Annotated in this window: 22 protein-coding genes; 13 read left to right on the plus strand and 9 right to left on the minus strand. The window is 70.9% G+C overall.

Features of this window, described 5'->3' with window-relative positions; translation table 11 throughout:
• Positions 1 to 332 precede the first annotated feature (332 nt).
• Entirely contained in the window at positions 333 to 1,874 is a 1,542-nt protein-coding gene (locus tag ACGF4C_RS36690) for an AMP-binding protein (protein WP_393572549.1), read from the plus strand.
• A 127-nt stretch (positions 1,875 to 2,001) separates the two neighbouring features.
• Here the strand turns inward: ACGF4C_RS36690 and ACGF4C_RS36695 are convergent, their stop codons facing one another.
• Both ACGF4C_RS36695 and ACGF4C_RS36700 read right to left on the minus strand, forming a co-directional pair.
• The gene (locus tag ACGF4C_RS36695; protein ID WP_393572551.1) at positions 2,002 to 2,424 is read right to left on the minus strand and encodes a RidA family protein; all 423 of its coding nucleotides are present in this window, start codon (positions 2,422 to 2,424) and stop codon (positions 2,002 to 2,004) included.
• Between the two features lie 58 nt (positions 2,425 to 2,482).
• Entirely contained in the window at positions 2,483 to 3,472 is a 990-nt protein-coding gene (locus ACGF4C_RS36700; RefSeq protein ID WP_393572553.1) for a zinc-dependent alcohol dehydrogenase family protein, read from the minus strand.
• Positions 3,473 to 3,650: 178 nt separating this feature from the next.
• Between ACGF4C_RS36700 and ACGF4C_RS36705 the strand changes: the two genes are divergently transcribed.
• The 5 genes from ACGF4C_RS36705 (at position 3,651) to argJ (ending at position 9,818) form a co-directional block, all read left to right on the plus strand.
• Complete coding sequence (locus ACGF4C_RS36705; RefSeq protein WP_393572555.1) at positions 3,651 to 4,574, plus strand: AraC family transcriptional regulator; 924 nt, start codon at positions 3,651 to 3,653, stop codon at positions 4,572 to 4,574.
• A gap of 167 nt (positions 4,575 to 4,741) precedes the next feature.
• Positions 4,742 to 6,331 (plus strand): adenosine deaminase, encoded by a 1,590-nt coding sequence (locus ACGF4C_RS36710; protein WP_393572557.1) that lies wholly within the window; start codon positions 4,742 to 4,744, stop codon positions 6,329 to 6,331.
• Between the two features lie 361 nt (positions 6,332 to 6,692).
• The gene (locus ACGF4C_RS36715; RefSeq protein WP_393572559.1) at positions 6,693 to 6,872 is read left to right on the plus strand and encodes a hypothetical protein; all 180 of its coding nucleotides are present in this window, start codon (positions 6,693 to 6,695) and stop codon (positions 6,870 to 6,872) included.
• Positions 6,869 to 8,518 (plus strand): AMP-binding protein, encoded by a 1,650-nt coding sequence (locus ACGF4C_RS36720; protein ID WP_393572561.1) that lies wholly within the window; start codon positions 6,869 to 6,871, stop codon positions 8,516 to 8,518. Before ACGF4C_RS36715 ends, ACGF4C_RS36720 begins: the two co-directional genes overlap by 4 nt.
• A gap of 97 nt (positions 8,519 to 8,615) precedes the next feature.
• Positions 8,616 to 9,818 (plus strand): bifunctional glutamate N-acetyltransferase/amino-acid acetyltransferase ArgJ, encoded by a 1,203-nt coding sequence (gene argJ / locus ACGF4C_RS36725; protein ID WP_393572563.1) that lies wholly within the window; start codon positions 8,616 to 8,618, stop codon positions 9,816 to 9,818.
• A 50-nt stretch (positions 9,819 to 9,868) separates the two neighbouring features.
• On the opposite strand, the gene ACGF4C_RS36730 is transcribed toward argJ, so the two are convergent.
• The 7 genes from ACGF4C_RS36730 to ACGF4C_RS36760 all read right to left on the minus strand — a co-directional run bounded on the left by ACGF4C_RS36730 (position 9,869) and on the right by ACGF4C_RS36760 (position 16,934).
• Entirely contained in the window at positions 9,869 to 10,252 is a 384-nt protein-coding gene (locus ACGF4C_RS36730) for an MmcQ/YjbR family DNA-binding protein (protein ID WP_393572565.1), read from the minus strand.
• 24 nt (positions 10,253 to 10,276) lie between these two features.
• Positions 10,277 to 10,843, minus strand: coding sequence for a GNAT family N-acetyltransferase (locus tag ACGF4C_RS36735; protein ID WP_393572567.1), 567 nt, complete (start codon positions 10,841 to 10,843; stop codon positions 10,277 to 10,279).
• A 96-nt stretch (positions 10,844 to 10,939) separates the two neighbouring features.
• Positions 10,940 to 11,677, minus strand: coding sequence for a hypothetical protein (locus tag ACGF4C_RS36740; RefSeq protein ID WP_393572569.1), 738 nt, complete (start codon positions 11,675 to 11,677; stop codon positions 10,940 to 10,942).
• Between the two features lie 568 nt (positions 11,678 to 12,245).
• Positions 12,246 to 13,718 carry a catalase gene (locus ACGF4C_RS36745; protein WP_393572571.1) on the minus strand — a complete coding sequence of 491 codons (1,473 nt, stop codon included), beginning with the start codon at positions 13,716 to 13,718 and terminating at the stop codon, positions 12,246 to 12,248.
• Between the two features lie 195 nt (positions 13,719 to 13,913).
• Positions 13,914 to 15,122 (minus strand): thiamine pyrophosphate-binding protein, encoded by a 1,209-nt coding sequence (locus ACGF4C_RS36750; RefSeq protein ID WP_393572573.1) that lies wholly within the window; start codon positions 15,120 to 15,122, stop codon positions 13,914 to 13,916.
• 5 nt (positions 15,123 to 15,127) lie between these two features.
• Complete coding sequence (locus ACGF4C_RS36755) at positions 15,128 to 16,024, minus strand: 2-hydroxy-3-oxopropionate reductase (protein ID WP_393572575.1); 897 nt, start codon at positions 16,022 to 16,024, stop codon at positions 15,128 to 15,130.
• 64 nt (positions 16,025 to 16,088) lie between these two features.
• Positions 16,089 to 16,934, minus strand: coding sequence for a TIM barrel protein (locus tag ACGF4C_RS36760; RefSeq protein WP_393572577.1), 846 nt, complete (start codon positions 16,932 to 16,934; stop codon positions 16,089 to 16,091).
• Positions 16,935 to 17,070: 136 nt separating this feature from the next.
• On the opposite strand from ACGF4C_RS36760, the gene ACGF4C_RS36765 reads away from it, so the two are divergent.
• From ACGF4C_RS36765 to ACGF4C_RS36795, 7 genes are all read left to right on the plus strand, one after another.
• Positions 17,071 to 17,340: a hypothetical protein gene (locus ACGF4C_RS36765; protein ID WP_030415159.1), complete on the plus strand. Its 270-nt coding sequence runs from the start codon at positions 17,071 to 17,073 to the stop codon at positions 17,338 to 17,340.
• Complete coding sequence (locus ACGF4C_RS36770) at positions 17,337 to 17,717, plus strand: helix-turn-helix domain-containing protein (RefSeq protein WP_030415158.1); 381 nt, start codon at positions 17,337 to 17,339, stop codon at positions 17,715 to 17,717. Before ACGF4C_RS36765 ends, ACGF4C_RS36770 begins: the two co-directional genes overlap by 4 nt.
• A gap of 171 nt (positions 17,718 to 17,888) precedes the next feature.
• Positions 17,889 to 18,413: a 2-oxo-4-hydroxy-4-carboxy-5-ureidoimidazoline decarboxylase gene (uraD, locus tag ACGF4C_RS36775; RefSeq protein WP_393572580.1), complete on the plus strand. Its 525-nt coding sequence runs from the start codon at positions 17,889 to 17,891 to the stop codon at positions 18,411 to 18,413.
• Positions 18,410 to 18,823 (plus strand): hydroxyisourate hydrolase, encoded by a 414-nt coding sequence (gene uraH / locus ACGF4C_RS36780; protein WP_393572582.1) that lies wholly within the window; start codon positions 18,410 to 18,412, stop codon positions 18,821 to 18,823. The genes uraD and uraH overlap by 4 nt, the downstream gene beginning before the upstream one ends.
• Positions 18,824 to 18,830: 7 nt before the next feature.
• Positions 18,831 to 19,778 (plus strand): factor-independent urate hydroxylase, encoded by a 948-nt coding sequence (gene pucL, locus ACGF4C_RS36785; protein WP_393572584.1) that lies wholly within the window; start codon positions 18,831 to 18,833, stop codon positions 19,776 to 19,778.
• An 83-nt stretch (positions 19,779 to 19,861) separates the two neighbouring features.
• Positions 19,862 to 21,265 (plus strand): nucleobase:cation symporter-2 family protein, encoded by a 1,404-nt coding sequence (locus ACGF4C_RS36790; protein ID WP_393572586.1) that lies wholly within the window; start codon positions 19,862 to 19,864, stop codon positions 21,263 to 21,265.
• Between the two features lie 48 nt (positions 21,266 to 21,313).
• Positions 21,314 to 22,717, plus strand: coding sequence for an 8-oxoguanine deaminase (locus ACGF4C_RS36795; protein ID WP_393572588.1), 1,404 nt, complete (start codon positions 21,314 to 21,316; stop codon positions 22,715 to 22,717).
• Positions 22,718 to 22,808: the final 91 nt, after the last annotated feature.

The following is a 22,808-nucleotide window of genomic DNA, read 5'->3' on the forward strand; positions in this document are numbered from 1 at the left end:
GGGACGTAAAGCGTCAGCAGTCCCAAACACCGGCCCCGCAGGCCCGTCACCGCACCCACCACAAACCCAGCCCGCCGCAGGCGCAACGGCGAGACGACCCGCGGCGCCGCAGACAGCTACGTACGGGGCGCCGCAAAGCGCAACGGCGACCAAGCCCCGCGGCGGGACAGCCAGCTACGTACGCGGCGCCGCAAAGCGCAACGGCGAGCAACCACCGCGGCGGGAGAGACGGGTACGTACGCGGCGCCGCAAAGCGCAACGGCGGGAAAGCCAAGTACGTGGGACCCTCTCACCTGCCGGTACCTGGTCCACCCGAACACAGGAGAGCGCACATGCGGACACCGATGACGATCGCGGACTTCCTCGACCGTGCCGAGCTGGGGTTCCGGGACAGTCCCGGCGTGGTCGACGAGCCGCGGCAGCCTGCGCCGCCGGTGGCCGTGGCGAGTTACGGGCGGTTCGCCGAACGGGTCCGTGCCTGGCAGGCGGGACTGGACGCCCTCGGGGTCGGTGAGGGCGAGCGGGTGGCCGTGGTGAGCCACAACTCCGCGCGCCTGCTGGAGTTGTTGTTCGCGGTGCCGATGAGCGGCCGCATCTGCGTCCCGGTGAACTTCCGCCTCAAGCCGGAAGAGGTCGATTACGTGGTGGCGCAGAGCGGGGCGTCGGTCCTGCTCGTCGACCCGGAACTCGACGCCGCGCTGGCCGAGGTGAAGGCCCGCCACCGCTTCGTTCTCGGCGAGGAGACCGAGACCGGGCTGATGCGGTTCGGGGTCGAGCCGCGCCCGTGGTCGCAGCCGGACGAGGACGCCACCGCGACGATCAACTACACCTCGGGTACCACCGCCCGCCCCAAGGGCGTGCAGCTGACCCACCGCAACATCTGGGTCAACGGTATGACTTTCGGGCTGCACACCCGTGTGTGGGAAGGCGACGTGTACCTGCACACCCTGCCGATGTTCCACTGCAACGGCTGGGGCATGCCGTACGTGATGGCGGGTCTGGGCGTCAAGCAGGTGGTGTTGCGCAAGGTCGACGGCGCCGAGATCCTGCGGCGTGTCGACGAGCACGGGGTCACCCTGATGTGCGGTGCCCCGGCCGTCTGGAACATGGTGCTCGACGCGGCGGCGACCTGGGAGGGCGGGATCCCGGGCCGCGACCGCGTGCGGATCGTCTGCGCGGGGGCCCCGCCGCCGACCAGGACCATCCAGCGCGTGGAGGAGGAACTGGGCTGGGAGTTCACCCAGCTCTACGGCCTGACCGAGACCTCACCGATGCTCACCTTCAACCGCACCCGGCCGGCCGATGCCGCCCTCCCCGCCGAGGAACGGGCGCGCAAGCTGTCCCGTGCGGGGCTGCCCGCGCTGGGGGTGAAGCTGAAGGTCTCGGCGTCCGGTGAGGTCCTGGCCCGCTCCAACACGGTGCTCGACGGGTACTGGGACAAGCCGGAGGAGACGGCGGAGGCCCTGGAGGACGGCTGGTTCCACACCGGCGACGGCGGCGCCCTCGACCCGGGCGACGGCCACCTCACCATCTCCGACCGGAAGAAGGACGTGATCATCACCGGTGGGGAGAACGTGTCGTCCATCGAGGTGGAGGACACGATTTTCAGCCACCCGGCGGTTGCCGAGGTCGCGGTCATCGGGGTGCCGCACGAGAAGTGGGGCGAGACGATCAAGGCCCTGGTGGTGCTGGCCGAGGGCGCGACGGCCGACGAGTCCGAGATCATCGCCCACTGCAAGCAGCACCTGGCCGGCTACAAGGCCCCGACCTCCGTGGAGTTCCGCGAGTCCATTCCGCGTACGGCCACCGGCAAGATCCAGAAGTTCAAGCTCCGGCAGCCGTATTGGTCGGGGATCGAGCGAGAGGTGAACTGAGAGCGAGAACTGAGAGCGAGGGGTGAACTGAGGGAGCGTACGTTGCTCCTCGCGTGTCCGAGGGCGCCCGGGGCGGGGCGGGGTGCGGCCGTACGGCGGCACCGTGCCCCGCCGCCGCGCCGGGCCGTCAGGTGGCGGCCGGCGGGGTCGGCCGTACGGCGATCGCGTCGACCTCGAACAGCATGCCGGGCAGGGCGAGAGCCGCGACACCGCTGAGCGTCTGGGCCGGCAGCCGCTCACCGAAGCGCGCGTGCAGCGCCTTGCCGAGGACCTCCAGTTTGTCGGTGTCGTGGTCCACGACGTACGACCCGAGCCGGACGACGTGGTCGAAGCCGAGCCCGACGCCTTCGAGCGCCAACTGGAGCCGGTCGAAGGCGAGTTCCACCTGGGCGGCGAAGTCACCGGGCACCGGCGATCCGGTGGCGTCGGAGGCGTACTGGCCGGCGATGAAGACGACTTCGCCGGGCGCCGAGGCGGCGTGACTGTAGCCGAACGGCGTCGGGTCGTGGAGAGTGGCCGGGTTGGTGATCGTGCGCAGGTCGCTTGTCATGATCAGTGGAACATCACCTGTCGCCCCCTCCATTCCCCGGTCCGCGGCCTCGGGGCCGCTAGTGGCGCACCGTCACCACGATCTTGCCGATCTGGCTGTTGGACTCCAGATGGCGGTGCGCCTCGACGATCTCCTCGAAGCCGAAGGTGCGGTCGATGACCGGATCCAGGGTGCCCGCCCGTAGGCCGGCGTCCAGGAAGTGCCAGATCCGGCGCCGCGTCTCCGGATCCCCGGTGACCTGGAGGTTGCCGTAACCGAGGATGCGCAGCGTCCAGTTGAGCGGCAGGGGCGTCGGCCTCGGGTCGAGCCAGCCGTAGACGATCAGCAGCCCGCCCGGTGCGACCGCCCGGGCGACCTCCGCCAGTCCGGGGCCGGACACCGGGTCGAAGACGATCTCGGCCCCGCGCCCGCCGGTGACCTCGGCGACCTGGTCGAGCAACCCGCCCTCGTCGAGCGCGATCACATGCGCCGCGCCGAGCTGCGCCAGACGCTCCCGCTTCGCCGCGCTGCGGGTGACGGCCACCGGGATCGCGCCGAGGTGGCGGGCTATCTGGATCGCCGCCACCCCCACGCTGCTGGAGGCTGCGGTGATCAGTACGGTGTCGCCCGGCCGCAGTCCGCCCTTCTCCACCAGCGCGCCGTAAGCAGTGCTGTACGACAGCCAGAGGGCGGCCCCCGTCGCCGCGTCCGTGCCGCCGGGGCGACGGAGCAGGCTGTCGGCCGGGATGCGCAGGTGGTCGCCGTACACGCCGTGGGTGCTCATGTCACCCGCGCCCGCGGTCAGCACCGGGTCGCCCACCGAGAAGCCGGTCACGCCTGCGCCGACCGCCAGCACCTCCCCGGCCGCCTCGTAGCCGATCCGGGACCCCGGGAGGGCGGCCTGGTAGTAGTAGCCGCCAGAACGGAACAGCGCCTCCGCCCGATTGAGGCCGAGTGCGTCCACGCGGAGCAGCACCTCGCCGGGACCGGGCGCACCGAGTTCCACGTCCTCGATCCGCAGTACTTCCGGGCCGCCGAGCTCGTCGAACACCACGCGTTGGGCCATCATCACCGTGAATCCGTTCCTGTCATTTTTCTGTCCTGCGACATGCGTGAATCACCTGGGAAGCAGGGGATTTCGCCTCCGTCGTGGAGGCGTGGATCCACCGTAGGAAGAGCAGGTTCGCCGGCCCATGCCACAACGTCTTGCGATCATGTGCAGGCGTCTCCTCGGTACGCTCACCGGCATGGACGTACTCAGCGACGCGATCACCGCGATGCGCACCGGGCGGCCGCACGCCTCCCGCAAGCAGCGGCACGGCTCGTGGGGCCTGCGCTTCCCGGCCACGACCGGCGTCGGTTTCCATGCCGTACTGGAGGGCTCCTGCTGGATGCTGCCCGAGGACGGCAGCCCGCCTCTCCGGCTCACCGCCGGTGACCTCGCGTTCGTCCATGGAGTCGGGCACGGCCTGGCCGACGACCCGGGGACGCCGCTGGTCGAGGTCCGTCAGAACCCGGACGGCTCGTGGCCGCCCGGTCCGGACACGCCCGACGACGGAACACCCCGCACGCTGACGCTCTGCGGCGCCTACCGCCTGAACCGGTCCCGCCCCCACCCGCTGCTGACCTGTCTGCCAGGCCTGGTCCGGCTGCCCACCCACGGCCGGCCGCTGGGCGCGGTACTGGACCTGCTCCGCACCGAGACGGCCCACCCGCGGCCCGGGGCGGAGGCCGCCGTCTGCAACCTGCTCGACACCGCCCTGCTGTACATCCTGCGGGCCTGGTACGAGGAACACGCCGCGGCCACGAACGGCTGGGCGGCGGCCTTGCGCGACCCGGCGGTCGGACGGGCCCTGAGCGTGATCCACCACGATCCGGCCCACCCCTGGACGGTGGAGGAACTGGGCGCGGTGGCGGGTCTGTCCCGGGCGGCCTTCGCGAAACGCTTCACCGCTCTCGTCGGCGAGCCGCCGCTCGGCTATCTGACGTGGTGGCGGCTGACCCTGGCCGGCCGTCTGCTGCGCGAAGGGGACCAGCCGCTCCGCGTCATTGCCCAACGCACCGGCTATGCCTCGGAGTTCGCTTTCGCCAAGGCCTTCAAGCGGGAATACGGCACCGCCCCGGGCCGCTACCGGGCAGAGCCGGTGGTTCTGCTCGGCAACGCCGGCTGAGCGCTCGACTGCCCCTCGCCGGCCGCCCCTGAGGTCGTTCCGCGGCCACGTGCGCCTCAGGCGCCACGCGCGCGGTTCCCGTCCGGGTCAACTTGCCGAAAAGGGGCTTCGCGCGGCCGCGTCGAGCCTTCACGATGGCGATCGTGAATGGTGATCGCCCTCGTGCCATGGACCGTAGCCGGGCTCTTCGGGCCGGTCTGGCCACCCTCAGCCTGCTGTCGCTCCTGTCCGCCCTGCCCGCCGCCGCCCAGCCGACCAACTCCCGTCCGCGGTCAGCGCCTTCCGTACGTCCGCGCACCGCGGCCGAAGTGCGGACCGCCGCCTATCTGGAGTCCATCCGCCAGGAGCCGAGCAGGCTCCGCGATTTCTTCCGGGCCCTGCCCAAGGGCGGTGATCTGCACAACCACCTGTCCGGCGCCGTCCCCACCGAGTACCTGATCGAACTCGCCGCCGCGGACGGACTGTGCATCGACGAGAAGACGATGACCGCCGTCGTGCCGCCGTGCGGTCCGGGGAAGCGGTCCGCTGCGGACGCCCGGACCGACCGGGCGTTCCACGACGCGCTGGTGCGTGCCTGGTCCATGCAGGACTTCCCGCCGGGCCGGTCGGGGCACGACCACTTCTTCGACGCCTTCGGGAAGTTCGGGGAGGTGACGTGGCGCCACCGCGGCAAGCTGCTGGCCAGGGTCGCCGACGTCGTCGTCGCGCAGAACCAGTTCTACCTGGAAACGCTGGTCACCCCCGCGTCCGAGGAGGCCAAGCACCTTGCCGATCAGGTCGGTTGGCAGGACGACCCCGGCCGTATGCACCAGGCGCTGCTTGCCGACGGCAAGCTGGACCGCCTGGTGGCCACCGCCCGCAAGGAGGCCGACGACGCGGACGCCGAGTTCCGTACCACCTCGCACTGCGGCACCTCCCGTCCCGCGCCCGGCTGCCGCCTGACCGTGCGCTGGAACGCCCAGGTGTCCCGGGGCAGCAGTCCCGAGCGGGTGTTCACGCAGATGGAGCTCGGCATGCGGCTGGCCGAGCGGGACCCGCGGTTCACCGCGGTCAACCTGGTGGCGCCCGAGGACTGGGACAGCTCGCTGCGCAACTACACCAGCCAGATGCGGATGCTCGACTTCCTGCGCCGGAAGTATCCGCGGGCCCACCTCACCCTGCACGCCGGCGAGCTGTGGCCGGGCCTGGTCAAACCGGAAGACCTGAAGTTCCACATCAACCAGGCCGTCACCCTCGCCCACGCCGAACGCATCGGCCACGGCGTCGACCTCGTCCACGAGGACAACTGGCAGGAACTGGCGAGGACCATGGCCGCCCGCCAGGTGGCCGTCGAGGTCCCCTTCACCAGCAACGCCCAGATCCTCGGCGTCAAGGGCGCCGAGCACCTCTTCCCGGCCTACCGCGCGTACGGGGTGCCGATCGTGCTGGCCACCGATGACCCCGGCATCTCCCGTATCGACATCTCCCACGAGTACCGGTACGCGTCCACGACGTACCACCTCGGCTACGGCGACCTGAAGGACCTGGCCCGGGCCTCACTGCAGTACGCCTTCCTGCCCGGCCGCAGCCTGTGGCGGGGCAACCCGACGCGGGACGGCTACCGGCCCGTCGACGCCTGCCGCGGCGGGCTCCCCGGCACCGGATCGCCCGGCGCCGCCTGCCGGCAGCTGCTCGCGTCCAGTCCCAGGGCGGCCGTCCAGTGGCGGCAGGAAACCGCCTTCGCCGCCTTCGAGCGGCGCTTCACCACCCACCGCTGAACCGCCCCTCTCCCGGCCTCGGCGCCCCCGCCCGCAGCGGGACGCCGAGGCCGTCCGCTGCGACAGCCCGGACGGTCTCGAACTTTTCTTCATGAGGCGAACGGATGGGTGGTTGTGGTCCCGTCCGGGCACGCCGGACGCCATCCTGTACACGGCGCGCACCGGGTGTCCTTGGAGCGGCTCGTCCCTTCCGACGGGCAACCTTGCGGGTGTGTGGCAGCGATGGCCGATGCCGGGCTTCTGGGAGCAGCTGATGAACGCAGTGGAGGCGCCGCGGGACGCGCCGCCGGAGGGGGAAGCGATGCTTCTGCCCCTTGAGTCACGGGGACGCACCGTCCCCCGGCCGAGATGCTCGGAGACGATGAAGGCGATCACCGAGCGCACCACCTACGAAGTCCCGGCCCCTTACCCGCACATCCGGCGTCCTGAGGTCGCCGTCCTGCCGAAGACCGTCCCCGGCACCCTCGGCCGCAGTGAACGGCCCGCGCGCACCGCGCCGGGCGGCGGTGGTGCCGCGTACTGGGAGGAGAACCACCGATGAGCCCGTCGCACCAGGAGCTGTCGTACGCCAGCGGGGCCGCCGAGCGGCCGCTGCTCGGGCACACCATCGGCGCCGACCTGGCCCGCACCATCGCCCGGTGCGGTGACCGTGAGGCGCTGGTCGAGAGGGCCGGCGGCCGCCGCTGGACCTATGCCGAACTCGGCCGGGCCGTCGACGAGGTGGCGCTCGGCCTGCTCGCCAAGGGGGTGGCCAAGGGCGACCGGGTCGGCATCTGGGCGCCCAACTGCGCCGAATGGGTGCTCGTCCAGTACGCCACCGCCAAGATCGGCGCCATCCTCGTCAACGTCAACCCGGCCTACCGGGTGCACGAGTTGGCGTACGTCCTCCAACAGGCCGGCATCACCGTCCTGGTCTCCGTGCCCCGGCACCGGACGAGCGACTACCGCCGGATGATCGAGCAGGTCCGCGCCGAGAGCCCGGCGCTGCGCGATGTGGTCTACATCGGCGACCCCACCTGGGGCGGACTGCTGGCCGCCGGCGCCGGGGTCCCGCACACCCGGCTCGCCGAGTGCGAGAAGGCCCTGACCGCGGACGACCCGGTCAACATCCAGTACACCTCGGGCACCACCGGCTTCCCCAAGGGCGCCACCCTCTCGCACCACAACATCCTCAACAACGGCTACTGGGTGGCCGAGACGCTCGGCTACACCGAAGCGGACCGGGTCTGTCTGCCGGTGCCCTTCTACCACTGCTTCGGCATGGTCATGGGCAACCTCGGCATCACCTCGCACGGCGGCTGCATCGTCATCCCGGCCCCCGCCTTCGACGCCGGCGCCACCCTGCAGGCCGTCCAGGACGAGCGCTGCACCTCGCTCTACGGCGTGCCCACCATGTTCATCGCCGAGCTCAACCACCCGGACTTCGCCGACTACGACCTGACCTCCCTCCGGACCGGCATCATGGCGGGCTCGCCCTGCCCCGAGGAGGTCATGAAGCGGGTGGTCTCCGAGATGCACATGGCCGAGGTCGCCATCTGCTACGGCATGACCGAGACCTCACCGGTCTCCACCCAGACCCGCCGCGACGACGACCTGGAGCACCGCACCGCGACGGTGGGGCGGGTGCTGCCGCACATCGAGGTCAAGGTCGTCGACCCGACGAGCGGGGTGACCGTGCCGCGCGGCACCCCGGGCGAGCTGTGCACCCGCGGCTACAGCGTGATGCTCGGCTACTGGCAGGAGCCCGAGCGCACCGCCGAGGTCATCGACCCGGCCCGCTGGATGCACACCGGCGACCTCGCGGTGATGAACGACGACGGCTACGTCCGGATCGTCGGCCGCATCAAGGACATGATCATCAGGGGCGGGGAGAACGTCTACCCGCGGGAGATCGAGGAGTTCCTCTACACCCACCCCAAGATCGCCGATGTCCAGGTGGTCGGCGTCCCCGACGACAAATACGGCGAGGAGATCGCCGCCTGCGTCATCCTCCGCGACCCCCAGGACCCGCTCACCCGCGACGAGTTGGCCCGCTACTGCCGCTCCCGCCTCGCCCACTACAAGGTGCCGCGCTACCTGGAGATCCTCGACGCCTTCCCGATGACCGTCAGCGGCAAGGTCCGCAAGGTCGAGCTGCGCGAACGGCTGGCGGAGGGGGTGGCGAAGGTGGGGAAGGCGGCGCCCTGACCGGTACTCAGTGGTGAGGTGTCGGGCCCCCGGTGGGGTCGTCCAGTGCTCCGTAAATCGCTGGACGGCTCCACCCCTCGATGTAAAGATATGCATCATGACGCATACGAATGCAACAGGGTCCGGCGTTGAGGCCGGCTCCCTCTCCTGGCCGACCGGATTCCGTGCCTACACCGGCCACGGCGGGCTGCGCGACCAGGGCGATGACATCTCGGTCGTCGCCTCGGACCGCCCGGCGGTCAGCGCCGCCATGTTCACCCGCAGCCTCTTCGCCGGCCCCGCCGTCGTGCTCAGCCGCACGCACGCCGCCGGGCGGGACCTGCGTGCCGTCACCACACTGGCGCAGAACGCGAACGTCGCCACCGGGCGCCAGGGCGAGGCCAACGCCGCCGAAGTCGTCGGCCGGGTCGCCGCCCTGCTGGGCATCGACGACCGCCAGGTGCTCATCGGCTCCACCGGAGTCATCGGGCGCCCGCTGCCGATGGACACGATCCGCGCCCACTTCGACGGCGCGGCAGGATTCGGACCCGGAGCCTTCGGAGCCGGGCCGCTGGACGTGGCCCGCGCCATGATGACCACCGACACCCGCCCGAAGACCGCCGTCCGTACGGTCGGCGCCGCACGGATCGTCGGTGTCGCCAAGGGCGTCGGCATGCTGGAGCCGAACATGGCCACGATGCTGGCCTACCTCTTCACCGACGCCGAACTGCCGCCGGACGACCTGGACACGGCGCTGCGCACCGCCGTCGACCGGACCTTCCACTGCCTGAGCGTCGACACCGACACCTCCACCTCCGACACCGTCGCGGTCCTCGCCAACGGCGCGGCCGGGCCGGTCGACCCGGCGGAGTTCACCGCGGCGCTCACCGACCTCTGCCTGGACCTCACCCGGCAGCTCGCGAGCGACGGGGAGGGCGCGACCAAGCTCCTGCGCGTCACGGCCGGCCGGGCGCGGGACGAGGCCCAGGCCCGGCGCATCGCCAAGAGCGTGGTGAACTCGCCCCTGGTCAAGACGGCCGTCCACGGAGCCGATCCCAACTGGGGCCGGGTGGTGATGGCCATCGGCAAGAACACCGAAGACCGCGACATCACCCCGGACCGCGTCACGGTCGCGTTCGGCGGCATCGAGGTGTATCCCGAGGAACCCACACCGGAGACCCTGGACGCGCTCACCGACGCCATGCGGCAGCCCGAGGTCGCGATCACCCTCACCCTCGGCCTCGGAACCGCCGAAGCGACCGTCTACGGCTGCGACCTGTCCGCCGGCTACGTCCGGGTCAACGCGGACTACACCACCTGACCGAAGAGCGCGCCGTCGGGGTCGAGTACGGCACGCCCGCCCACGGGCGGTCAGCGGCGCCGCGACTCGCCCGGCCAGTCGAGCAGCAGGCGCTGGGCCCGCGGCAGCGAGGCGACCACCAGGTCGTAGGAGTCCTCGATCAGGTCGCGGACGAGTTGGTCGGGCAGCGCCCCGGCCAGCGAAACGGTGTTCCAGTGCCGCTTGTTGAGGTGGTAGCCGGGCACCACTTCCGGGTGGGCCGCCCGCAGCCGCTCGGCCAGCTCCGGGTCGCACTTGAGGCTCACGCTGAGCGGCGTGTCCGTGAGCGTCGTCAGCGCGAAGATCTTGCCGCCGACCTTGAAGGTGCAGACGTCCTGATGGCGCGGGAAGGGGAAGTCCTCGGTCGCACCGTTGAAGGCCAGGCAGTAGTCCCGGAGCGCACTCGCGTCGATCATGTCCTCATTATGGGCGGACGATGTTCATGACCGCTCCGGCACCTGACGGCTCATCAGCTGTGCGCCCGGGCCGATCGGCCGCACGCCCGGCTCGCGGCGCATGCACACCCGCGGCCAGCGGTCCAGGCCCAGCGCCGCTTCCTGCGCCCGTACCGCCCTGATCCCGGGGGTCAGTTCGGCGTCGGTGAGCACCCGGAAGCCGAGGCGGGCGTAGTACGGCGCGTTCCACGGTACCTCGGCGAAGGTGGTCAGGGTCAGCGGCACCGGGCCGCCGTCGCGCGCCGCCCGGTCGATGAGGGCCCGCCCGATGCCCCGGCGGGCGTGGTCCGGGTGCACCGACACCTGCTCGATGTGGGTACAGCCGTCGACCGGCTCCCAGAGGAGATAGCCGACCGGCCGGCCGTCCCGCCCGGCCCCCTCGTACGCGGCCAGGGCCCGGCCGGCCCGCTGAAACCGCGTCAGGTCAGCCAGCGGGGGCGGTTCATCGTCCGCGACCGGGACCATGCCCAGGTGACGGAACGGCTCGCCGGCGGCACGTTCCAGGTCGCGCAGCAGGGGGAGTTCGGCGGGCGACGGGACAGAGATGATCACTCCGCCAGTGTCGCCGGTTCCGCCGGGCCGGGCGAACGGGTTTCCGCGGCCCGCGGGGCGAGGGTGTCGTGGCCTGCGGCGTCGCGGACGGTGGCCTCACGGGCGGGCCGCGCCGTACCTGATCAGTTCGTCGGCCGGGTCGTTGACCGGCTGGGGGGTGCCTGTGAGGTCCATGACGAACAGTGGGATGTGCAGTTCGTCGGCGCGGGTCCGGGCGTCCCTGGCGTAGCCGGCGAGTGAGAAGAAGACCGCGATGGCGGAGTCGTTGAGGCCGTTCAGCCAGACGCACTCGATCTCGCGGAGCTGGGTGGCGCGGGTGGTCGGGTCGACCTGGGCCACCACGCCGGTGCCCCGCAGGTCCACACCGGTGGCGGTGCGTTCCTGGGCCCGGGCGACGTCGGCGTAGCCCAGCCACTTCAGATACTGCTGGGCGGCGGTGACGCAGTCACGGGCGGTACGGATCGTCACCGGGCGGAAGGCCGGCCGGAGGACCGCGCGCCGGGGCTCGGCGACGGGTGGTGCCTCGGGGGCCGGCCGCGCGGGCGAGGGGAAGTTCGGCGGGGGCGGGGTGGGCGCGGGGACGACCGGGACCCGGACCACCGTGCCGCACACGCAGCCGGACTCCGGCGCCGGCCATTCGTCGTGCCGGCCGCACACGTCGCAGCGCACCTCCACCCAGGACGCCTGCCAGGTGCGGTGGAGTATCTCGACCGGCACCCCGCCGCGCAGCACGGGCATGGTCAGCGGGGCACCGCATGCGCACGGGAAGGTGGGCGGGGTGAAAGCGTTCTCGCGGCGGCACGTGGGGCACCGCACCGGCACGCTGTCGGCCATGGTCGGCTCCTGGCGGTAGGGCGGCAGGCAGTTGGGTTCTGCTGCTGTCCCATAGTCTCCGTAAACAAGGGTGCCGTGGGGGGGAATTACGGCGAGAGGGCGCGGGGCGGGGAGATTCCGCGGAGGAAACCACGGCGCACGCGGCGCACCCGGCGCGCACGGCGGCGCACGGCGGAGTGCACAACGGAGCCGGTCGGTGGTGGCGCGTCAGCAGCGAGCCCCGAGCGGGCCAGCGGGCCCGGCACCGGCCCGAGGTCCCGGCATGACACAAGGCCCGGGATCCGTGACCGTACGGATGCCGGGCCCTGTGCGGTGGTTCCCGTCCGACAGTGCGAGAGTTGGGCGCGACGGGACATCGCACCGCCGGACGGAGTCTGGGGGAGGGGTCAAGGAAGAGGGAGCAGGCGGGCTCCGCGGTGTGGGGAGGTGGCTCGCCCTTCCTGTCGGGCGAGCACTGCCACCGCACTGGACTCCCGGTGACCGCGGAGCTCGCGCTACCTCTCCGTACCGGCCGACCACCCCTCAACGGGCCGGCCGGTACGGAGTGCGCAAGGAAGCTGACCTCCCGTCAGTCCTCGCGCAGTTCGCGGACCCTGGCCTCGACGCGCTTGCCGTAGTCCTGGTCGGCGGCGTGGAAGTGGGCGAGGTTCTTCTCGATCACGTCGTCCCGGCTGACCTGGGAGAGACCGCCGGCGATGTTGTCCACCAAGCGCTTCTTCTCGTCCTCGGACATCAGGCGGTAGAGCTCACCGGCCTGGAAGAAGTGGTCGTCCTTGGTGTGCAGCGGCGCCTCGTGGGTGCCGGTGTGGCCGGCGACGGCGAGCGGGGCGGAGAGCGCCTCGTTCGTCTGCACCGGGCCGCCGTAGGAGTTCGGCTCGTAGTTCTTGGCGTGCCGGTCGTAGGCGTTGGTCGCCATGAAGCCGTCCCGGCCGTAGTTGTTGGCCTTCGCCGCCTTGGGGGCGTTCACCGGCAGCTGGGTGTGGTTGACGCCCAGGCGGTAGCGGTGCGCGTCGGCGTAGGCGAACAGCCGGCCCTGGAGCATCTTGTCCGGGGACGGGCCGATGCCGGGCACGAAGTTGTTCGGCGAGAAGGCGGCCTGCTCGACCTCGGCGAAGACGTTGTCGGGGTTGCGGTCCAGGACCAGCCGGCCGACCCGCTGCAGCGGGTAGTCCGCGTGCGGCCACACCTTCGTCAGGTCGAACGGGTTGAAGCGGTAGTCGGCCGCCTCGGCCGCCGGCATGATCTGCACGTAGAGCGTCCAGGAGGGGTACACGCCCCGCTCGATGGACTGCAGCAGGTCGGTCTGGTGGCTGTTGGGGTCCTTGCCGGCCAGCTCGGCGCCCTGCTCGCTGCTCAGGCAGCGGATGCCCTGGTTGGTCTTGAAGTGGTACTTGACGAAGAAGGCCTCGCCGTCGGCGTTCGTCCACTGGTAGGTGTGCGAGCCGTAGCCGTTCATGTGGCGGTAGGAGGCCGGGATGCCGCGGTCGCCCATGAGCCAGGTGATCTGGTGGGTGGCCTCGGGGGCGTGCGCCCAGAAGTCCCAGACGTTGTCCGGCTCCTGCTTGCCCGTGAAGGGGTCGCGCTTCTGCGAGTGGATGAAGTCCGGGAACTTGATCGGGTCCTTGATGAAGAACACCGGGGTGTTGTTGCCGACGAGGTCGTAGTTACCCTCCTCGGTGTAGAACTTCAGGGCGAAGCCGCGCGGGTCGCGGGCCGCGTCCGGGCCACCGAGACTGTCGGCGACGGTCGAGAAGCGGAGGAACGTCTCGGTCCGCTTGCCCACGGTGTTCAGGAAGTCGGCCCGGGTGAAGGCCGTGACGTCGTCGGTCACCTCGAAGTAGCCGTACGCGCCGGATCCGCGGGCGTGCACCACGCGCTCCGGGATGCGCTCGCGGTTGAAGCGGGCGAGCTTCTCCAGCAGGTGCTGGTCCTGGAGGATGATCGGGCCGCCGACGCCGGCGGTTGAGGAGTTCTGGTTGTCGGCGACGGGGGCGCCAGCCTCCGTAGTGAGAACGCGCGCCGTCGGCGTGGGCTTCGACATGGTGACCTTCCGTACGAGAGCGCGGAAGTTGACTTCCGCATGTCGGAGCGTAAGAAGAGCTCCGACCAAACGTCAACAGTTTGTTGAAACAAACCTGGGTGGGTATTCCGGGCGGCGGCCGCGCCTGGGCGCGACAGGACAGGTGTCAGCGCAGCCACCGCCCGGAAGTTCGGGGGCCGGGCCCTCGGCGGGTGCCTAGGGCCCGTGGGTGTACGCGTGCACCGGCTCGGCGGCCGGGCCGGCGGGAAGGCGTACCGCGGGACCGGTCCGGACGTCGACCAGGACCGGCCGCCGGGTGGAGACGGCCTCCTTGCGGGCCCACTCGACCGCCGTGCGCAGCTCCGCCGGATCGACGAGGTCCCGGCCCGTGCAGCCGTACGCCTCGGCGAGCTTCACGGGGTCCGCGAAGTCCTCGCCGGCCCGGTCCGGGGTGTGCAGGAGCAGCACCATCGGGACGCCGAAGCGTGCCGCGGCAGCCAGTTCCCCGGCCAGGGACGGGAACCCGTCGCCGTCGAGGACCACGACGACCTCGGCGTCCCGCTCGCCCCGGCCGTCCAGGGCCTTGCGGACCCCGATCGCGGCCGGGACCTCCCAGCCGGGCGGCCCGCTGCGGCCGTAGAGGTACCGCAACCGGGAGCCGCCCGGACCGACCGCGGACGGTGCTTCCGGAGGGCCGCTGACCAGGTACGTGTCCGACGCGGTGGCCGGGTCCTGGCCGGTCCCGAAGATCGCGGCGAGCTCCGTCAGGAACCAGGGCGGCGCCCCGCGGACGGTACCGGGGTCGGCATGCCCACCACGGTCCGCCGTCAGGCCCGCGGGCGCCGCCGCCCTGGTCGGCGGGACGGACCACCGGCCGCCACCGGTGGCCCGCCCCGCGTCGGATGCGATCTCCGCCACGGCCAGATCGGCCGGGACGTCGATCAGCACCGGGCCGGGACGGCCCTCCCGTGCGATCCGGAAGGCCTCACGGAAAGCCCCCGGGATGCGCGCGGGATCCTCGATCCGCTCGGCCCGCTTGGTGACCGGAGCGGCCAGCCGGACCAGGTCCGGCGGACGGTGGGCCGCCCGGCGCGGCGGCCCGGCGGCGGTCGGCCGGCCGGTGAGGCACACCAGCGGGACCGCGTCCTCGGCCGCCGCGCACAGACCGGCGACCAGCCGGGCCGCTCCCGGCCCCGCGGCCACCGCGACGACCCCGGGCCGGCCGCTCGTCCGGGCCCAGCCGTCGGCCATGTGCACGGCGGCCTCGGCATGGCGCACCGGCAGGTGGGCGATACCGCCGGCCTCCGCCATCGCCGCGTACAGCGGGAGCAACGGGCCACCGGGGCAGCCGAAGACGAGGTCGATGCCCTCGTCCCGCAGGATCTGCACGGCCGCCCGTGCGGCCGGGATCCGCTGCGCCGGCATGGACGTCAGGCCCCGGTCGGGTATCCGGAGAGGCGTTCGACGCCGCGGAGGAGGGCGGAGTGGTCCAGGCCGCCGTCGCCCTGGGCGCGCAGGGAGGCGACGAGTTGGGCGACGACGGAGCCGACGGGCAGGGCGGCGCCGACGGTGCGGGCGGCGTCGGTGACGATGCCCATGTCCTTGTGGTGCAGGTCGATGCGGAAGCCGGGGGCGAAGTCGCGGGTTTTGAAGTTGTCCTTCTTGCGGGCCAGAACGGTGGAGCCGGCCAGTCCGCCGCCCAGGACGTCCAGGGCGGCACCGAGGTCGACGCCGGACTTCTCCAGGAAGACCACGGCTTCGGCGCAGGCTTGGATGTTGACGGCGACGATGAGCTGGTTGGCGGCCTTGACGGTCTGGCCGGAGCCGTGCGGTCCGCACCGCACGATGGTCTTGCCCAGGGCTTCGAGGATCGGGCGGGCGGCGTCGAAGTCGGCCTGTTCGCCGCCGACCATGATGGACAGGACGGCTTCGATGGCGCCGGCCTCCCCGCCGGAGACGGGGGCGTCCAGGACCCGGATGCCCTTCTCGCCGGCGGCGTGGGCCAGGTCGATGGAGGTCTGCGGGGTGATCGAGGACATGTCGATCAGCAGTGCGCCGCGCTGGGCGTTTTCCAGGATGCCGTCGGGTCCGTAGGCGATGGCTTCGACCTGGGGGGAGGCCGGGACCATGGTGATGACCACGTCCGCGTCGGCGACGGCCTCGGCGATCGAGCCGGCCGCACTGCCGCCGGCCTTGGCCAGCCGGTCGAGCTTGTCGGCCTCCAGGGTGTAGCCGGTGACGGTGTAGCCGGCCTTGATCAGGTTCTCGGCCATGGGCGAGCCCATGATGCCCAGACCGATCCACGCGATCTTGGGGAGGTTGCTCACAGGGGTGCCTTTCACAAAACGAAAACGTCAGACGAGGGGAGGGCCGCACTCAGAAGCGGCGCGGTCAGGAGGTGGTGGCCGCGCGCAGCGGGGCCGGGAGCCATTCGAAGGCGCCGGCGCTGGGGCCGTCGCCGGGCTTGTACTCCAGGCCGATCCAGCCGTCGTAGCCGGCCTTCCTCAGCCGGTCGAGCAGGTCGGGGAAGTCCAGTTCGCCGGTGCCGGGGGCGCCGCGGCCGGGGTTGTCGGCGATCTGCACATGCGCGGTCTTGGCCGCGTAGCGGTCGATGACCTCTTCGAGGTCCTCACCGTTCATCGACAGGTGGTACAGGTCCATCAGGAACCGGGCATTGTCCAACCCGGTCGCGGCGTTGACCGCGTCGACGATCTCGATGGCCTTGGGCGCCGAGACGATCGGGCACTTCGGCGACTCGGGCGCATTGAGCGCCTCGATCAGCAGCGTCCCACCCACCTCACCGACCGCCCGCGCCGCGAACACCAGATTCGCAAGCGCCAGCGCATCCTGCTCGGCCGCCGCCACGCCCTCGACGCGGTTGCCGTACAGGGCATTGAAGGTCGTGCAGCCCAGCGAGCGGGCGAACTCGATCGCCACCGGCACATTCGCCCGGAACTTCTCCGACTCCTCCCCCGGAACCGACAGCGCACCACGATCGGGGCCGGGCAGCTGGCCGGCGTAGAAGTTCAGCCCCACCAGTTGCGTACCGGCCTCGCTCAGCGCGTCCCGCAGCGCGGCCAGCTCCGCCTCGTCCGGAACCGGGGCGTCCACCCACGGCCACCACAGCTCCACCGCCGTGAAACCCGCCGCCCGCGCGGCCGCCGGCCGCTCCAGCAACGGAAGCTCGGTGAACAGGATCGACAGATTGACGTTGAAGCGCGTGTCCGTGAAACCCATGAGGGCCGGCGCTCCTTCCGGATAGTGGAACTGTTTTTCTGCGTACTGGAACATTGCCCGCCGTGCTCGGAGGCTGTCAAGGGGGCTCCCGAGCAATTTCTGGTGAGTCGGGCCCGCCACGCGTAGGTTGAGCGACGTGCGATTGAGAGTTGAGTTCACGACGGAGCCGTTCGATCTGGACGAGGCGCCGGCGCATGCGGTGGTGGCCCGCGAGATCGTCACGGGCGCCGAGCTGGACGCCGTGGACGTCGGTCCGTTCGGCAACACGGCCGAGGGTGACGCGGACCAGGTGCTCGGTGCGGTGACCGCGCTGCTGCGGGAATCCCTGCGGGCCGGGGCCACCCGGGTCTCCCTGCAGGTCAATGTGATCGGGGACGCCCGGCAGGACGAAGGGGGCGCGTCGTGACCGAGCCTGCCGACCACCCGTTCGTCCAGGCGGTCAAGCCGCTGGTGGACGCGATGGGTGGACAGATGGTCGCGCCGGACCAGGCCCGGGGCGACGATGTCGTGCTGGCCTGGGAGGGGGAGGACCGGGTGGCCGTCCGGCTCCCGCACCTGTCGGATTCGCTCGACCACATCCTCGCCGAACTCCAGCGCCGGCACGGCATGCCGCTGTCCGAGCTGGACCGCAAGACCAAACAGTCGGTGGTCCGGATACTGGAAACCCGGGGCGCCTTCTCGGTCCGGCACGGCGTCGAGACCGTGGCGGGGGCCCTTGGCGTCAGCCGTTTCACCGTCTACAACTACCTGAACAGGGAGAACGCCGCGAAGGACGCCGACTGAGGCGAAGCGGGCAGCCACCCCGCCCAGGCCGCCGAAGCCGTCGTCCCGCAACCCCGGACGGCGGCTTTTGTGTCGCCGAGTTTTCAACAAAGTGTTGACGTGATGTTGCCGGGGGTCTTAGCTGTTTCCAGCCAAGCAGAGCTGTCCAGCACCAGGCCACGGAGGCTTCCCGTGTCTTCGAGTACCACCCCGGCGGCGCTCGCCCGGTTCAACACCTCCGACGACGGTACGGCCCGCTCCGTACTGCACGAGGTGTGCGCCAGCCGGGCATGGGGGAGCAAGGTCCTCGCCCAGCGCCCCTACGCCACCACCGACGCCCTGTTCGCCGCCAGCGACGCCGCCATGGCGGAGCTGACGGCACAGGACCTGGCCGAGGCGATGGCCGGGCACCCGCCCATCGGCCGGCCGAAGCCGGGCGACCCGACCTCGAACCGCGAGCAGAGCGGGATGGCCGGCGCCTCCGACGAGCTCAAGGCGGAAATGCTCGAACTCAACCTGGCCTACCAGGAGAAGTTCGGGCACGTCTTCCTGATCTGCGCCTCCGGTCGTACCGGGGAGCAGATGCGCGACGCGCTCCGTAACCGGATCGACAACTCGCCGGAACAGGAACGGGAGATCGTTCGTGTGGAGCTCGGCAAGATCAACCGCATTCGCCTGACCCGTATCGCGGAAACCGCGGAAGGAGACGCAGCATGAGCAGCGAGACGGCTGCACAGACGTCGGTGTCCACGCACATCCTGGACACCAGCGTGGGCCGCCCCGCGGAGGGCGTCGCCCTCACGCTCTCGGTGCGCTCCGGCGGCGACGGTGCCTGGACCGCCCACGGCGCGTCCAAGACCGACGCGGACGGGCGCTGCAAGGACCTCCCGGCACTGCCGGAAGGCACCACCCACGTACGCATCGAATTCGAGACCGAGGCGTACTTCCTTTCCCATCAGCACAGTTCCAGCCAGCAAGCCGAGGAACAGCAGGACGCCCCCCGCGTAAGGGACAGCGGAGCTTTCTTCCCGGAGGTGGCAATCACCTTTGCCGTCAAGCCGGGCGAGCACTACCACGTACCGCTGCTGCTCAACCCGTTCGGCTACTCCGTATACCGAGGGAGCTAGCACCGACATGACTGCCCATTCCCGCCCGGCCCGCCCGGTGATTCTCGGCCAGAACCAGTACGGCAAGGCGGAAAACCGCGTCGTCAAGATCACCCGCGACGGCGACACGCACCACATCAAGGACCTGAACGTCTCCGTCGCGCTCTCCGGCGACCTGGAGGAGGTCCACCTCTCCGGTTCCAACGCCCACTGCCTGCCCACCGACACGACCAAGAACACCGTGTACGCCTTCGCCAAGGATTACGGGATCGAGTCGGCCGAGCAGTTCGGCATCCACCTGGCCCGGCACTTCGTGACCAGCCAGGAGCCGATCCACCGGGCCCGGATCCGCATCGAGGAGTACGCCTGGGAGCGGATCGAGACCTCCGACGCCAACTCCAAGTTCATCGGCTCGGACGAGGTCAAGCACTCCTTCGTCCGCAAGGGCCAGGAGACCCGGGTCACCGAGATCACCTATGACGGCGAGCAGTGGCAGGTCATCTCGGGTCTGAAGGACCTCGTGGTGATGAACTCCACCAACTCGGAGTTCTGGGGCTACATCAAGGACAAGTACACGACGCTGAAGGAGGCCTACGACCGCATCCTCGCCACGCAGGTGTCCGGCCGCTGGCGGTTCAACTGGACCGACGACGAGCAGCGGATGCCCAACTGGGAGCGTTCGTACGAGCAGGTGAAGAAGCACATGCTGCACGCCTTCGCCGAGACCTACAGCCTCTCGCTCCAGCAGACCCTGTACCAGATGGGGTCGCGCATCATCAACAACCGCTCCGAGATCGACGAGGTGCGGTTCTCCCTCCCGAACAAGCACCACTTCCTGGTGGACCTGGAGCCGTTCGGGCTCAAGAACGACAACGAGGTCTACTACGCGGCGGACCGCCCGTACGGCCTGATCGAAGCCACTGTTCTGCGCGACGGTGTCGAAGCCAAGATCCCGGTGGATCTGACGAACCTCTGAGGGCTTCAGACGCAGCGCCGTGCCTCGCGTCCCCTCCTCGCACCGCAGCGGGGAGGGGGCGCGGAACCCGAGGGGAACGACCCATGGCACAGCAATCGCAAGTCCCGCACCATCCCTCGTCCCCGGTCCATCCGGTCGACGAGAAGCCGGCGGCCAGGCGGCTCGTCCCCGCCGCACTCCAGCACATCGCGGCCATGTACGCCGGCGTCGTCACCCCTCCGCTCATCATCGGCCAGGCCGTCGGCCTGGACACCGCGGGCCGGACCCGGCTGATCGCCGCCAGCCTGCTCATCGCCGGGCTCGCCACGCTCCTGCAGACGCTCGGCATCCGGAAGTTCGCCGGCAACCGGCTGCCGTTCGTCAACGCGGCCAGCTCCGCCGGCATCACCCCGATGCTCGCCATCGCCGAGACCACCGCCAAAGGTCACCAACTCCCCGCCATCTACGGCGCGGTGATGGTCGCCGGGGTCTTCTGCCTCGCGATCGGCCCGTTCTTCGGGAAGCTGCTCCGGTTCTTCCCGCCGCTGGTCACCGGCGTGGTGATCACCCTCATCGGGGTCACCCTGATGCCCGTACCGGTCGGCTGGGCCCAGGGCGGCGACAAGCACGCCGCCGACTTCGGCGACATGAGCAACCTGGCGCTCGCCGCCTTCACCCTCGTGGTGATCCTGCTGATCCAGCGCTTCACCCAGGGCTTCGTCAAGCAGATCGCGCTGCTGATCGGCCTGGTCGTCGGCACCCTCGCCGCGATCCCGTTCGGGATGGCGAGCTTCGAGGGACTGCGCTCCGCCCCGATCGCCGCACTGCCCACCCCGTTCTCCTTCGGCCCGCCCGAATTCCAGCCCGCCGCGGTCCTCTCGCTGTGCATCGTGATGCTGGTGCTGATGACGGAGTCCTCGGCCGGCATGCTGGCCCTCGGCGAGATCTGCGACCGGCCCACCACCGGCGCCACCATCACCCGCGGACTGCGCACCGACGGCATCGCCACCCTCCTCGGACCGGTCTTCGGCGGCTTCCCGACCAGCGCCTTCGCGCAGAACGTCGGAGTGGTCTCGCTGACCCGGGTCCGCAGCCGGTACGTCGTCGCACTGTCCGGCGCCGCGCTCCTCGTCCTCGGCGCCTTCCCCGTCCTGGGCGCCGTGGTCTCGCTGGTGCCGATGCCGGTGCTCGGCGGTGCGGGTATCGTCCTGTTCGGATCGATCGCGGTCAGCGGTATCCGTACGCTCTCCGAGGCCGGTCTCGACGACAGCTCCAACATCATCCTGGTGGCCGTGTCGCTCGGCGCGGGCATCATCCCGCTCGCCGCGCCGACCTTCTACGCGGACTTCCCCGCCTGGGCACAGACCGTGCTCGGCTCCGGGATCAGCGCCGGAGCACTGGTCGCGGTCGCACTCAACCTGTTCTTCCACCATCTCGGCACCCGGAGCACCCCACGGGCAGCGGTACTGTCAGCCGCCTCGCCCGGCTCCGGCACTCAAATCCCCTAGGGCCATGCCGTGCCCAACCGCCATCACCGAAAGTACGAGGACAGCACCATGGCTGCATCGGCATCCCCTGACAGCGCGGTGAAGCAGCGCATCGTCATCGAGAACTGCGCCATCGCCACCGTCGACGCCGACGACACCGAGTACGCCTCCGGCTACCTGGTCGTCGCCGACAACATCATCGAGTCGGTGGGCGCCGGCCAAGCCCCCGAGGGGCTGGAGAACGTCGTCCGCCGGGTCGACGGCACCGGGCACCTCGCCACCCCGGGCCTGGTCAACACCCACCACCACTTCTACCAGTGGATCACCCGCGGCCTGGCCACCGACCACAACCTGTTCAACTGGCTGGTCGCGCTGTACCCGACCTGGGCCCGGATCGACGCGGAGATGCTGGCCGCGGCCACCCAGGGCTCGCTCGGCATGATGGTCAAGGGCGGCGTCACCACCGCCTCCGACCACCACTACGTCTTCCCGCACGGCTCCGGTGACCTGGTGAGCGCCGAGCTCGCCGCGGCCGCCGAGATCGGCGCCCGGATCACCCTGGCCCGCGGTTCCATGGACCGCAGCGAGAAGGACGGCGGCCTGCCCCCGGACTTCGCCGTCGAGACCACCGAGGGTGCCCTGCTGGGCACCGAGGAGGCCATCGACAAGCACCACGACGCCTCCTTCGGCTCGATGGTGCACATCGCCGCCGCACCCTGTTCGCCGTTCTCCATCTCCACCGAACTCCTGCGGGAGGGCGCCAAGTTGGCCCGCCGCAAGGGCGTACGCATGCACACCCACGGCTCGGAGACGGTGGAGGAGGAGAAGTTCTGCCACGAGCTGTTCGGCATGGGCCCGACCGACTACTTCGAGTCCACCGGCTGGCTCGGTGAGGACGTGTGGATGGCGCACTGCGTCCACATGACCGACTCGGACATCGCGGCCTTCGCCCGGACGAAGACCGGCGTCGCGCACTGCCCGTCCTCCAACGCCCGCCTGGCGGCCGGTATCGCCCGCGTCCCCGACATGCTCGCGGCCGGCGTCCCGGTCGGCCTCGGCGTCGACGGCACCGCCTCCAACGAGTCCGGTGAACTCCACACCGAGCTGCGCAACGCCCTGCTGATCAACCGCCTCGGCAGCCACCGCGAGGCCGCCCTCAACGCCCGCAAGTCCCTCCGCCTGGGCACCTACGGCGGTGCGCAGGTCCTCGGCCGGACCGCCGAGATCGGCTCGCTGGAGCCCGGCAAGCTCGCCGACCTGGTGCTCTGGAAGCTCGACGGACTCGGCCACTCCTCCATCGCCGACCCGGTCACCGCGCTGGTCTTCGGCGCCGCCGCACCGGTCACCCTCTCCCTCGTCAACGGCAAGCCGGTCGTCGAGGACAACCACCTCACCAACGTCGACGAGGACGCCATCGCCCGCACCGCGCGGGCCGAGGCGCAGCGTCTGGCCCGGATCGCCGCCGAGGGCTGACCCCCGGCGCGGCACCGCCGCCGACGAAACCCCCCAACTCGGCCGGGAGGGACGGCTCCCGGCTGAGCTTGTGGATCCGAGCGGGATCCGC

This window comes from Streptomyces sp. NPDC048197 (genome assembly GCF_043202395.1).
GTDB lineage: Bacteria > Actinomycetota > Actinomycetes > Streptomycetales > Streptomycetaceae > Streptomyces > Streptomyces siderophoricus.